This is a genomic window from Ruegeria sp. BC1 (genome assembly GCF_056539305.1).
Genome location: NZ_JBQFUT010000010.1, coordinates 166,619 through 180,291, shown reverse-complemented (window position 1 = coordinate 180,291; position 13,673 = coordinate 166,619). Strand labels below are relative to the sequence as shown.

The 13,673-nt window shown below is 54.5% G+C and carries 10 protein-coding genes; 5 read left to right on the top strand and 5 right to left on the bottom strand.

Translation table 11 applies throughout. The features are described from left to right. Window positions 1-619 precede the first annotated feature (619 nt). On the bottom strand, window positions 620-2,242 hold the full coding sequence (locus ACR0IY_RS19390) for a glycosyltransferase family 39 protein (protein WP_480676235.1): 1,623 nt from the start codon (window positions 2,240-2,242) through the stop codon (window positions 620-622). Between the two features lie 191 nt (window positions 2,243-2,433). Here ACR0IY_RS19390 and ACR0IY_RS19385 point away from each other — a divergent pair, with 191 nt between their 5' ends. From ACR0IY_RS19385 to ACR0IY_RS19365, 5 genes are all read left to right on the top strand, one after another. Then, window positions 2,434-4,038, top strand: a complete 1,605-nt coding sequence (locus tag ACR0IY_RS19385) for a hypothetical protein (RefSeq protein ID WP_480676233.1) — start codon at window positions 2,434-2,436, stop codon at window positions 4,036-4,038. Window positions 4,039-4,770: 732 nt separating this feature from the next. Then, window positions 4,771-5,175, top strand: a complete 405-nt coding sequence (locus ACR0IY_RS19380; protein WP_480676231.1) for a hypothetical protein — start codon at window positions 4,771-4,773, stop codon at window positions 5,173-5,175. A 180-nt stretch (window positions 5,176-5,355) separates the two neighbouring features. Further along, window positions 5,356-6,012 (top strand): metallophosphoesterase family protein, encoded by a 657-nt coding sequence (locus ACR0IY_RS19375; RefSeq protein ID WP_480676229.1) that lies wholly within the window; start codon window positions 5,356-5,358, stop codon window positions 6,010-6,012. A 212-nt stretch (window positions 6,013-6,224) separates the two neighbouring features. After that, the gene (locus ACR0IY_RS19370) at window positions 6,225-7,673 is read left to right on the top strand and encodes a mannose-1-phosphate guanylyltransferase/mannose-6-phosphate isomerase (protein WP_480676227.1); all 1,449 of its coding nucleotides are present in this window, start codon (window positions 6,225-6,227) and stop codon (window positions 7,671-7,673) included. A gap of 93 nt (window positions 7,674-7,766) precedes the next feature. Further along, window positions 7,767-8,036 (top strand): spike base protein, RCAP_Rcc01079 family, encoded by a 270-nt coding sequence (locus ACR0IY_RS19365; protein WP_480676225.1) that lies wholly within the window; start codon window positions 7,767-7,769, stop codon window positions 8,034-8,036. 58 nt (window positions 8,037-8,094) lie between these two features. Here ACR0IY_RS19365 and ACR0IY_RS19360 read toward each other — a convergent pair whose 3' ends face one another. From ACR0IY_RS19360 to ACR0IY_RS19345, 4 genes are all read right to left on the bottom strand, one after another. Next, entirely contained in the window at window positions 8,095-9,261 is a 1,167-nt protein-coding gene (locus ACR0IY_RS19360) for a nucleotide sugar dehydrogenase (RefSeq protein WP_480676223.1), read from the bottom strand. Window positions 9,262-9,438: 177 nt separating this feature from the next. Next, window positions 9,439-10,854 carry a polysaccharide biosynthesis/export family protein gene (locus ACR0IY_RS19355; RefSeq protein WP_480676221.1) on the bottom strand — a complete coding sequence of 472 codons (1,416 nt, stop codon included), beginning with the start codon at window positions 10,852-10,854 and terminating at the stop codon, window positions 9,439-9,441. Continuing rightward, the gene (locus ACR0IY_RS19350) at window positions 10,844-11,485 is read right to left on the bottom strand and encodes a YjbF family lipoprotein (protein ID WP_480676219.1); all 642 of its coding nucleotides are present in this window, start codon (window positions 11,483-11,485) and stop codon (window positions 10,844-10,846) included. The genes ACR0IY_RS19355 and ACR0IY_RS19350 overlap by 11 nt, the downstream gene beginning before the upstream one ends. Next, window positions 11,482-13,554, bottom strand: coding sequence for a YjbH domain-containing protein (locus tag ACR0IY_RS19345; RefSeq protein WP_480676217.1), 2,073 nt, complete (start codon window positions 13,552-13,554; stop codon window positions 11,482-11,484). Before ACR0IY_RS19345 ends, ACR0IY_RS19350 begins: the two co-directional genes overlap by 4 nt. Between the last annotated feature and the right edge of the window lie 119 nt (window positions 13,555-13,673).

Genomic DNA, 13,673 nt, shown 5'->3' with positions numbered 1-13,673 from the left:
GGATGGAGCAGCCCGGTAGCTCGTCAGGCTCATAACCTGAAGGTCGCAGGTTCAAATCCTGCTCCCGCAACCAGCGTCAGAAAATCTCAGAGCAACCCGTTCAGACTACAATTGATCCACTGGATCAATTGCTTAACGTCTTAACCGCGTCGTTATCAAGGCTTGCGCGGCCCCACCGGCGCCACCGTCCCTTCAAACCATAACCTCAAGGTCAGAGGCTCAAATCCACCCCCCGTAAACAAACTTCTCACCAAAATAGAACGCACTTACCCTCCCATCACCCGGCGACACACGCGGACTGCCAGACCCCCCAAAAAAACCACGCACAACACCCCCACAGCCGCAAAACGCACCAGATCAAAAAGCACATGCCCAGCGGAGATGAAGGAGCGTAATGTTGTCTGGCCCAGTATTGCCAAGGCTCTAAGAACTGCGGTTGCGCTTTTGAAAACGCAAGGCAAGTAAGAAAAATACTTCAGGTTGAAAATCTGATTATGCCGCAAAGTAGATATCAAAAAATTCTAATTAACTCCCCACGTTTAACAACAGTTGAGACGTGATAGTCATCGGTTTTTAGGCGCTCAATGCTGTTCAAGAAACTTGAGGTTTGCGCTTGTTTCTATGGATCAACGATCCAAAAAGGATCGGGATGAACGACTGGCGTATCACTTCGTGAAATCCAGAAACCTACCTCGATCGGGGGCAATACTGTTTCGCCCTTGACCAGATTGTAATTTAATATGATGTGGCGAACAAACGGGTGGTAGGTTTGATCGAAGTTACCGTCGATAAGAATATGATAGGAACCTTCTCTCGAATCCGGAAGAATATCAGGCACTTGACCTTGCATGACGTCTCCTCCTTCGTGACGCATGACGCTTTTGCCAACGTCCTGGACGTCTACGGACGACAAAACGGGTGTGAACCCGCGCTCGCAAAGCATACAGGCGTCGAAGTGTGTATTTACCTCTACATACGTGTTGCGATCTCCCGGCAACCGAGAGGGAGACGCAACGCCCCACCATTTCGCCACGCCAACATTATTGGCGACAACATTAAACGTCGCAAGAACGATTGCAGCAACCAACATTAAGCTGAAGGGCCAGGTGTTTTTCGAGGACGCCAGCGCTCCAATCAGAACGCAAGCGGGTAACAAGGTAGCAGTACCGTAAAACCAGTGCCCCCCCATTGCATCTGTATCAATGAAAAGCAGAACAACGCCAACCAAAAGAACGAAAACCGCCAGCAAGAAAGCAGGTGACTGTTCCGTTCTTTCGTGCAGCAAACCCCAAAACCCTCTCCAAAGAAACCAAGCGACGACAGCAATGTACAAGAAGCCAAAGATATCATTCATTTGCGAGTATTCTTCTACTTCATTTACAACTGCCCCGCCGGTCGCTGCTGCATAAGCAAACTCAATTGTTCCAGGGATAAAGAAGTAGACAATCATCGGATTAAACTTGGGAAACGAAATATCGTTCAAGTACTCCCCATACCCCGTCGTGTCAGTGCCATCGAAAAAGACGTAGTAGAGATCAGGTGATGCAATAATCAGGATTACAAACGCACCCGCGTAGGTCACTGGTCTCGTAAAAATCTCACCTTTGGTAACAAAGATCAGAATAAGGAACAGAGCAAGAATATTGAGCGCCCCAATTTCGTAACAAAGGAAGGAAAGTCCAGAAAAAACGGCCGTGAGAAGTAAGTCTGTTGGTTTGCCACTTTCCGTGCTTCGCAGAAAATAGTGCAATGTTAGGGCGGTGAAAAAAAGATAAGGGGAAATCTGAACGGCGACCATAGAAACGAAAATATGAAACTCGTTGAAGGTCAGCGCTACAGCTGCCACAAGCCCGGCTAACGGCGAGAAAAAGCGTTTTGCTGTCAACGCGATCACCAATACCGTCGCTACACCTAGCAATGCATTGAAGAACCGAAAGCCAAAATGGGATTCGCCAAAAAGAGCGGAGCTTGCGTGAATTATGTAGGAAGCAAAAGCGCCATGCCGACTGGTTCTCAGAGGGAGTTCCAGGCTTTGCCATGATAGCGAAATCGCATTGGCTGTAGGTATCCACTCGCGGCTTTCGTCCCAGATATACGCTGAATTAAGAGCCAGAAAAATTCGCAGAGCGGCTGCAATGACCAGAATAATCCCAAGAGCTACGACAAAGTGCTTTTCGGCCAGAACTGTAAGTGAAAGCCCTGCGACTCGCGCGTCGGGCTCATACTGTTCCCCTGCGACCATAACAATTACCTCAACTGGTTACTGCCTTATCCTGCCAAAACACCTTCGGACAATCGAGTGTTTTAAAAAATCAGTGGCAGTTGACACCAAAATACTTCCCCACCCAATATGTGAGACAGGTTAATTGTATTGGGTATCTGTGGCGCCAAATCTTCTTATTTTTCGAAGCCGGGCCAAAGTGGAGAAATTAAGTGATGAGGTTAACTTCCGGGGCAGCACCAGATTTAAGTGAACCCAAACATCCTCTATGGAGGATTGCTCAAGAGTTCATCCGATTTCCACTGGTGACAACCTGCTTAGTCTACCTCATTATTTCGTTGTTTGTTTACGTGAGTCACCCAGAGGAAATTCACCTTTTTTTTCCTGATGATGCATACTTTTATATGAAAACTGCCCACAATATTTGTGCAGGACTGGGTGTTTCGTTTGATGGGGTAAATGCGACAAACGGCTTTCACCCCTTATATTTGTTTTTATTGTCCGGTCTGTCCTGTCTTACCCCAATTGTTGGTAACGGGGGAATTGACGCTGTCTTTCTATTTGATGCGTGTATAACGATTATCGGCTTTTTCTTTGCGGCTCGCCTGGCGGCGATTTTAGGTCTGTCCCTTCCAGCGAAATGGGTGTTTTTAGCCGGGTTACTGCCAATGGCCATCCATCAGGACTTCGGAACTGAAGCAAACATACTTGTCACGACAACTTGGGCATTTCTCTATTTTTGTTTCAAAATTAAGGACAGTTGGCTCGGGTATTTTTTTGCTGGTCTTTTGGCAGCATTTGTTTGCCTTTCCAGAGTCGACACTGTTCTTTTGGTCGGCCTGGTAAGTTTACCCATTGCTTTCCTGAGCGGAACCAATGAGGCCGCCTCACTCAGGCGCGCGGTGCCGAGGTTGATATTACTTTTGCTTCCGACATTTCTTGCGCTTGGGGCAGTGGCCGCGGCCAGTCACAGTTGGTTTGGCCATCCAAGTTCGATCTCGAGCACATTGAAAATTGGCTTCAGGTCTACAGAATTGGCGATGGGTGTGCCTTTGTTCAAACTCAACCCGCAAGGTGTCCCTCCTTTGGGAATATTCGTGCTTGGAGCAGGCCTTTTTGCCATTGCTGCTTTGGTGCGCTTGTTCCGGGTGCGGTCGAAAGCCAATTTTGTAGTGGCTGCCCTTGGCGCGTGGATAATTATCTATTTTACGATTATGACCTTGTTTCTTCGAGGCGGACTGGAAACGTGGTATTACTCATTGCCCTTATCAATTTCGGTGCTTGTAGCTGTACATGTTTTGGAGCCGTTTTTTAACCGAGCCCCACAAACCTTTCAGAAAGTAACCACGTTAATAATCGTAACAGGTTGCATCTCTGTGACTGCAATTCTGGCAGACTATTGGATGTCGCGAACATGGGCAACGACTGAAGCTATCGAAATGTCCGAATGGATAAAGTCCAATATTCCACCTGATGCCCGAATCTATCAGGTCGATAACTCCGGCATAACGGGATACTTTTCAGAACGCTCGATCATCAATGGCGACGGGCTTGTCAACAATTGGGAATACCAAGACAGTCTTCGCGGGGGGCGCTTGCCCGACTATTTTCGCCTGAAGGATATTTCTTACATTCTCTTTGATGCTCACAAGGCCAATCAGACTGCTATGATACCCGTTACGCTGTGGGATGGTCCGGCGCTCATTATCGAGTTCCTAGAAGAGCCTGAACAAATCAAGGTCGTTGGACGGTTTGTACTGTACCGCATTGCCCCGGATCACATTGTGACCAGACATAGTGACGACAGGTTCCACTGAGTTTGCCGACCAAACTTAGGCACAGAAAACCGCGTACTGCTTTGGAGATACCGAGTCTTACGTGCGGTTCTGCCTGCTCACTTAGATTGATCTGGTGATGAGCAAATGCAGGGCTTTCGTAATTCCAACTAGCCTGTCGCACCTTATTAGCCAGAGGTTAAAATCTGGTTGGATAAGGGCGATCGCAGCATTTCTAAACTCCAAGTCCAGCAATTGATTACGTTTCAAAAGGCTCTTGCGTGTCAAAACAAACTCATAGGGTCACCAACCAGATTCTGCTTTTTATCCACGTTCGTGCTATATTCAGATACTTAGGCAATACCAAAATGAGTTTGGATCTCCGGGCGCCGACATATTCGGGCAGACAAAACTAACTCACCGCATCCCAATTCCAGGCCGATTAGGGTCTCATCCGGTGAGGAAATATCCGAGCGCGATCGCCTTAACTGGGCGGCGTTTCACGCAACCGCTCGACTGTTCTGAAGATGAAGAATAAAATTGGAAAAGCTACTGAAAAACTGACTTAAATTCGGGTTTCAACGCAGGCAAGGTTCAGCAAGGGCATGGCGCTATTTTGCCGGGATCCAGACCACTTCCGGAGCTGGAGAAAAAGCTGTGCTGAACCCTTGTTCCCTTTCAAACGCGACGTATTCCCAAGGCGACTCCCTCCCCAGCTCGCGGACCGTGCGATATTCCGCATTCCTGCTGGTCATTGCAGTCATAGTATCTATCGTGACATCTCCAACACGCGTGCGTGCGCAGCAAAAGCTGGTGGTTACCAATGATCGTGGTGGCTATCTTCATGACCGATTGATCGAATTGGAGGCCCTGCAACGCAAGGGTGTTCAGGTTGAAATTCGGGGACGGGTTTGCTTTTCGACCTGCACCATGTTTCTGGGGTTGCCTCGAACATGCGTCGATCCGAAAACGATATTTGGCTTCCACGGACCTTCCCGAAACGGTCGCAGATTGGCGAAGAAAGAGTTCGACTACTTCAGTCAGATCATGGCCAGCTATTATCCCGAGCCTCTAAAAACCTGGTTTATGAAAAAGGGGCGCACCCGCGTAAATGGGATTTACAGGATACAAGGAGCGCAATTGATCCGATTGGGCATTCCCTCTTGTCGAGCCACCTGAAACCGGTCTTGCCGAGAGACAACCGCAGCGGTATCACGAACGGATTGCAAATGGGTATTGAACCCGATTGACGCCATATTGAAGAACGCAGGAGCCCAGCTCATCGGCATGACATCCCTTTTCAAAAGGCTAATGCGACGGCAATCATTCTCAACGCCAACACCCCAGGAACCGCTATGTGTGATTGGCGACGTTCATGGTTGCCTCAAGCAACTGGAAAAAATGCTGTCGCAGGTGCCGCTGGACCACCGGATTGTTCTGGTCGGGGACTATGTCGACCGAGGAGAGCACAGCGCAGACGTACTGCGGCTGATCAGTTCGCAACAGAATTTTACCTGCCTGATGGGGAACCATGAAGACATGATGTTGCGGTTCCTGAATGACCCCAAAGAACATGGGCAACGTTGGCTGCGCTATGGTGGGTTACAGACATTGGCATCATTTGGAGTGCGCGGGGTGCGCTCTGAAATGAGTGGTGATCAGCTGACCGAATGCCGTGACAGGTTAAAGGACACAATGGGGGAAGATCTTTGCCAGTGGGTGGCCGACCTGAAAACGCGGGTGATCACAGGGAACGTTTGTGTCGTTCATGCAGGTGCCGACCCTAAGGTGCCGCCCGAGGACCAGAAAGACAAAACTCTGATATGGGGGCATCCGTCCTTTCAATCGGTTGACCGGCATGACGGGGTATGGGTGGTGCATGGGCACACGATTGTCGACAAGGCCAGCGCCCGGCGCGGGCGCATTGCCGTCGATACCGGCGCATTCGCCACCGGTGTACTGAGTGCCGTATGCCTTGACGGCAGCGCGCCCAGATTTTTGACCGCCGGACAATAACGGCTGGCAATCTGATCGGCCTAAACGCGCATGGAGTCACCCGGTTCCGATGCAACCGCTGCCCAATTGCGGGTAAAAATGGAAACAAAGACTGACGGACAGATCATTCGACCACGTAAGCGGTACAATCACCGCTTTTTCCGGTTGAATACAGGCAAAGCCCTGTCACACTCGATTAGACTAGCGATCATTAATCGGATTTCGAGCGCATCATGTTGCTAACCCCAGTCTTACTCTGTGGCGGCTCTGGAACTCGCCTTTGGCCGTTGTCCCGGAAAAGCTACCCCAAGCAATTTGTTCCCCTTGTCGGAGAGGAAACTCTGTTTCAGGCGTCTGCGCGCCGCCTGTCGGGTGCGGCGGAGGGCCTGAGTTTCGCCGCGCCCATGGTTCTGACAAATTCGGATTTCCGGTTCATCGTCGTAGAGCAATTGCAAGCGATCGGAATTGATCCGGGCGCCATTCTGATCGAGCCTGAGGGTCGAAACACCGCCCCGGCGGTTCTGGCCGCCGCGCTACGCGCCCATGGTCAGGAGCCGGATTCGGTGTTGTTGGTGGCACCTTCTGATCACGTTGTACCGGATACGGCAGCGTTTCACGCGGCGGTTCGCCGTGGGCTGGATGCCGTAGCGCTAGGACAATTGGTGACGTTTGGAATTACTCCCACGCACCCCGAGACGGCTTATGGATACCTTGAGCTGACGACGGCGCCGGATGCCCAAGGTTCGCCAGTCCAGTTGAAGAAATTTGTTGAGAAACCAGATCTGGCCCGAGCGGTCGAAATGTTTGAAGCCGGGACTTACAAGTGGAATGCGGGGATTTTCCTGTTCCGTGCGGCGGATATCATCGAGGCCTTCCGTGTTCATGCGCCGGACTTGATTGATCCGGTTCAGGCGGCGGTCGAAACAGCAGTGCCTGATTTGGGATTCCTGCGACTGGCCCCCGAGCCATGGTCGAAGGCTGCGGATATTTCGATCGATTATGCGGTCATGGAGAAAGCGACGAACCTGTCCGTTGTTCCCTTTGATGCGGCTTGGTCCGATCTGGGCGGCTGGGATGCGGTCTGGCGCGAAAGCGGGCCGGATGTGGACGGAGTGGTCACAAGCGGCGGTGCAACAGCAATTGATTGCCAGGATTCCCTTTTGCGGTCTGATAGCGACCAGTTGGAACTTGTGGGTATCGGTCTGCAGAACATCATTGCGGTGGCAATGAACGATGCGGTTCTCGTGGCGGATTCAACGCGCGCGCAGGATGTGAAAAAAGCTGTTGTCGCGCTGAAGGAAAAAGATGCGCATCAGGCCACTACCTTTCCAAAGGATCACCGTCCCTGGGGTTGGTTTGAAAGCCTGGTGGTCGGTGACCGGTTTCAGGTGAAACGCATTCACGTACATCCTGGCGCATCCCTAAGCCTGCAGAGCCATTTCCATCGGTCCGAGCACTGGATTGTTGTCGAAGGCACAGCGCATGTAACCGTAGATGACCGGGAACAGTTGGTGACTGAAAACGAGTCCGTCTACATTCCGCTTGGTGCGGTTCACAGAATGGAAAACCCTGGTAAAGTTCCGATGGTCCTGATCGAAGTACAGACCGGCGCGTATGTCGGTGAAGACGACATTGTTCGATTTGAGGACAAATACGCACGTGGCCAAGGCGCAAAGGGCTGAAGAGGGTCCGATGCAACGCGCGGTCGCCTTTCGGATCGTTAAACGGTATTGGCTAGCGTCCCGCTGACTGACACAGACAGCGAGACAAACCCCATGACGACGAACCCATTTATCAACCGTGTTGCCAGCTTGTCCGGCCCCGCGCGGGACATTGCACCCGTTGAGCCGTCCGATACCGCCGATCTGGCCGATGTGGCGATCGGATTATACGTCGAAACTGGCGGAACAGTGGTCATCACAACCGTGCGTGGCGATACTCGAACGGTTCAAGTGACCAGCTTTTCAATCCTGCCTGTCGGGGTCACACGCGTGCACGCCACCGGAACAACGGCAGCCGGTATTCACGCCATGGTGCTGGCTTAAGATGTGCTTGGGACCGGTCTGTCTTCCCGCGGAAATGCACCGCGAGGCCCTGCCGGTCTCAATCCGCTCCGAACAGGTCGCGGGTAAAGACCTTTTCGCTGACGTCGCTGATGTCTTCTGACAGGCGGTTGGCGACGATAAGGTCAGCCTGGCTTTTGAAGGCGTCCAGATCGCGGACCACTGGCGAATGGAAAAAGTGGTCGTCTTCAAGCACCGGCTCGTAGACAATGACCTGAATGCCCTTGGCCTTGATCCGCTTCATGATGCCCTGAATCGAGCTTTGGCGGAAATTATCGCTGCCTTCCTTCATCACCAAGCGATAAATCCCGACAGTTTTCGGACCCCTCATCAGAATCTGATCGCTGAGGAAATCCTTGCGGGTGCGATTGGCATCCACGATGGCGCGGATCAGGTTTTGTGGCACGTGGTTGTAATTCGCCAACAGCTGCTTGGTATCTTTCGGCAGGCAATACCCACCATATCCAAAAGACGGGTTATTGTACTGAGAGCCAATGCGCGGATCGAGGCTGACGCCTTCGATGATCTGGCGTGAATCCATACCACCTGCCAGCGAATAGCTGTCGAGCTCGTTAAAGAACGCCACGCGCATGGCAAGATAGGTGTTGGCGAACAGCTTGATGGCCTCCGCCTCCGAGGCATCGGTAAACAGAACTGGCACGTCCTTGTCGACCGCCCCTTCCAGCAGCAGATCTGCAAAGATTTTTGCCCGGTCCGAGCGTTCGCCGACAATGATCCGGCTGGGGTGGAGGTTATCGTGCAGAGCCCGGCCTTCGCGCAGAAATTCCGGTGAGAAAATCACATTGTCCGTGGCGAACCGTTGGCGCGCATCGGATACGAACCCTACCGGTATAGTCGATTTGATTACGATCACAGCATCCGGGTTCAGCGCGGTGACCTGCTCGATCACAGCATCGACTGAGCTGGTGTCAAAATAATTGGTTCGTGGGTCGTAGTTGGTGGGCGTGGCCACCACAACGAAATCCGCGCCCTTAAAGGCGGTTTCTGCATCGGTCGTTGCAGTCAGGTCCAGATCGCGATTGGCCAGAAAATCATTGATCTCGGCATCCTGGATCGGGCTTTCACGCCGATTGATCAGGTCCACGCGATCCTGCGAGATATCCAGTGCGACCACCGTGTGGTTTTGCGCCAGCAGTACAGCATTGGACAGGCCCACATAGCCGATCCCGGCAATCGCAATCTTCATGTTGCAGTTCCTTGTTTCTGCGGTTCCAGGCCCCTGACCCGGACATCGTAATTTCCGCCGCATGGTAGGGCGATTTTGATCAGCCGGGCAATATGCGGACGCCAAGATGGCGGGCCCAGTGTTGCCTTCCCAGTGGGGCGCGCGGGCATGTGTGGTGAATGCAAGCCACGGCCCCTCTTAATTCACCGCGGCGTTGATCGGTGTTGTGATCAGAGATGGAGTGATCTGGCTGATGGTGCGGCCCCAACGCGTGACCGGGTTTTCAGCGATGAAGATAATGTCGTTGCTGCGCAGCTGGAACTGGGCCGCCAGCGTCAGTTGCGCTGCATTTCGGATATCCAGATGCCAGGCCGTTACCGCTCCGAATTCGCGCGCGTCCTGCGAGGCGCGCAACACATAAACCTCGGACGCGTCGCCGGTTTCCTTGGCGATACCGCCGCCCGTGTCAAACAAGGCGTCCGCCAGCGTCGCACTGTGGTTGAAAGGCAGGGCGTACCTACCTTGCGTGCGTACCTCGCCGCTGAGGTAAACATAATCGCGGTCGACCGCATCCAACTCAATGGACTGGATAAAGTTGTTTCGCCGCTCATCAAGGTCGGCGCGGCGCAGATTCACGGCGGTATTAAGTTCCTGCAGCGCGGTCTGGCGCCCTTCGAGCACTGTTTCGCGCAACTGGATTTGCTGGGCGAAATAGCGCTCGGCCCGGTCCAGATCGTAATCGGTATCCACAAAGACCGAGTCATCGGCGATCAGGAACAGGTTCTGCAATTCCGTGCGCGAGTAGAGGTCTTGCAGCGGGATCTGATACATCTGTCCATCGCGATAAAGCCGCACCGAACTGTTGTCGATATCACCGACCGAAACTGAACCTGCCGCCGACAGCGCTTCACCCAGAGTCAACTGGGTCAGAGTGATCGGTTGCACGCCGGGTTGCCCTACGGCCCCACCGACCGAGACGCGGCGCGAATTGAACTCGGCAATCTCGAGGCTGAATGTGGGGTCGATCTGGTTTTCCACCAGGCGCTGAAACAGCAGGGCTTCGGCTTCGTCCACAGTTAGGTCGACCAGCCGGACGCGACCCACATCGGGGATATTGATCGCACCGTCATCCTGTACGGTATACCCGTTGCGGCTGTTTTGGGCGGCCAACAGGCCCGACAGCTCGCCAGCGGTTCCTTGGGTGGAAGGGGTCGACAACACCAAAACATCGCCGATGCCGATGGTGTAAGGTCCGGGGTTCATCTGCGGAGGCGGGTTCAGTTGAAGCCCCGCGCGCGACCCCTGCTGTGTCGAAGGAGCTTCGGGCAATGGACCGAGGCCCCGTTGGCTGGAGCCTGATCCTGAACCGGCCGAAAGCTGAAACACCGATGGCAGGGTTTTGGGCGCATAAGGTGCGCGGTTGGCCACCAGAACGGTTTCCGGCGTCACCGGGACAACCCGCACTTTGTTGCCGTCCGACACACCGGCTGTGACCGAGGGGCTGCGATAAATGGTCGAGCATCCGGCGATCAGACCGCCAATGGCCAGCACGCTGAGAAATAGTGGAATTTGGCGCACGAGCTGCCCTCCGTTGTTCAATACCTTAAATGTCATTTGGTGCAGCCTTGATGAACATGTTGCCCAGGAAATCGCCCGTCCACTGCGAGGACTGGATGATCCTGCCGGTGCGGTCCTGCACCCAGTAAATGTTGGTGAACCGTTCGGCCACCCCATAGCAGTCTTCCTGCCGTTTTTCCGTTGCTACGGGAGTGCCGCTTAGAAGAATGTCTTCGGAGGGCAAGGCCGTGATCTCGCAGACGTAGGCGTGTTGCTCAATCTCATCGTTGCCGTTGAGAAAGCTATGAAATCGCTCGATTCTGCCGGTGCCGCCGGACAGGATCAGATCGGTGCTTTGCCGCACATCCGAACCTGCCATGCCGGATCCGAACCCTTTGGTTGAAATCAGCATGCCCCGGTCCAGTGAAATGGTAGCCCCGTCGGCGCTCAGCCAGGTCTGAACCCCATCGCGCTCAGTCTCCAACAGCATGACACCGCTGAGGTCGCGGGACGGAAACCCGACCTCAAGCCGGGGCGGGAGAGGACGGCGTGCGGCCAGCACCTCGGCGCGCGGGTGGAACCGGGGTGTATTGGGCAGCAATGTCCCTTTGAGCAGTTCGAAATCCTCTTGTGCGTCGCCGCAGGAGGTCAGCAACAGGGCCAGAAAAATGGATCGCAAAGCTTTCATCGCCAGAACCTCCCCCATCCGCGGGACAAGTCCTGCGCCCGGGCTTCGCGCGTCACTTCGTACAGCCGGTTACGCACATGCAGCCGCGCACCACCGTCGCGCAGAACCGGGCGGATCGTCTGGCTGATCTTGTTGCGCGAAGGGCGGCCGGTCAGCCACGACACCGGGATTTCCAGATGGATTCCCTTGTCGAACGAGCCTTCGCCGAATTCCTCGGAACTGACATTGGTCAGGGTAAAGAATGCGCCCACCTTGAAGCCATTGTTGAACTCGCGATCCAGCGTGAAGGTGGCACCGTAATCCCCGGCCAGATAGCGCCCGACATCGACCTGCGCGTGGTAATCTCCGGGCAGGTCGTAATAGGCCGAGGCATGGCCGGTGACGACATCATAATCCTGAAATCCGAATAGCACATCAAAATCGCGTTGTACCGCGTAGTTGGCCTCGATTCCCAGGGCCAGTCGGCTGTTGGTGGGGTACCAGAGCAGCTCACTTGAGAATCCGCCGAACATGGTCTCCAGATAACCCAACGTGGCGCGGGCATAGAGGTTTGTTGCCGGTCGCCACATGTAATTTGCGGTCATGTGATCGATCCGCAGGTTGGATTCGCGGGCATAAATCGCCCAGTCCGAACGAACATGCGGCAGTGGGGAATCCGAGACGCGGGTGCTGTCATCCAGCGTGCTCAGGATCGGCTGTCGCAGGCCGGTGGACAGGGTAAAACCGGGCGACAGGGTATAATCCAGTTCCAGCGCGGCCCCCAACTCGTATCGCAGCGGGTCATCGGGATCGAAGAACGAAAAGTTCAGGTAGGGTCCGAACCGATAGGAGAAATGCGGAAAGGCATCGGTCAGGATGCCACCCTGGATCAGCGGCAGCGTGTCCGAAACCTCGGCCCGGGCAAAGCTGCGCCAGGCGTTGTCGGGATCATGCTCCAGCTCATAAAGGTCGTTGCGATTGACCCGAACCGCGCTGAGCGGCACGCCGTCTGACATTAGCGCAATATCGAAATGTTCGGTTTTGGGCGGCTGTTCGTTGGCTAGCACGCGGGCGGTGCGTCCAAGAGCTTGCGCGGCCTGACCATACCTGTCGTTTTCGACCCCGACACGGACGGTGTCGCTGTTTTCAGACAAATAGACCAACCGCAACCCTTCTTGCCCCAGTGCGGCCTGCATCCGGTCGCGGATGTCGCCGGGCATGCGGTGCGTTGCGGCGGCGGTCTGAGATGCCGGCAACAAGGGCGGCGGCGCTGCGCCTTGCCCGCCCGGCACCGCCGATTTGCGCGGGTCGATGAAATAGCTGTATGTCAGCCCCAGCGTTGTGCCGTAAAGGTACGATGTGGTCAGCTGTGTCCCGTTTTTGAACCGGTACTGCACCCCGACATTGATTGGTGAACGGACGTCAAACCCGATGTCATCGTGTTCACGGGTGTAGAGGTCGGGCGAGTATTCGGCCAGAAAAGTCAGCCGGTCATTATACTGCCAGCTGGCCCCGCCAAACAGGGCCGCGTCACCGCGAAACCAGTTGCCGAATTCCACCTGCCCGCCGGTGCCGCTCGAGTTTGCGTCGGGCCGGGTGTCAAACCGGCTGCCGAATATACCCAGCGGGTTCGAGAACGCACCGCGGCCCGCCATACGCCCCCAGCCGATGCCGCCGGTCAGTTTGAACTGTTCGCGAAAGGTTTTCGTGGCCACGAAATATTCTGCGGCATATATGCCGGTACCACCGAAATCGCGCAGCCCCATCACGATGGCCGGACTGTGCCTGCTTTCTTCGCGCAGCCGGAAGTGGAGGTCAAAGCTGCGGTCGTATCGGTCACCCGCTGATCCGTCCAACCCTTTGATAAAAGCATAGCGGAAACTGCCATGAACCCAGGGCAGCATCTGGAAGGTCATCGTCGCCCGCCCAGTATCCCGCAGCCCTGCTGCCGTGAAGACCAGCGTGCCGTCGTCAAACATTTCTGCCGTTGGAACCTCAAGCAGGCCCGGAGTGCCATAGGTCGATACCGACTGGGCCTGCCCCTTGCCCGCGGCAGCAACACACAGCAACGCAAGCAGGCCGGCGCGCATTTTCCATACCGCTTGAATCTTCACGTCAGTTTGCCATTCAATTTAGTTTTGGTGCCTGTTGGGCCGGTGTGCCGACCGCGTCTTATCCGGTTCAAAATCAGAAGGTTTCATACATCTTT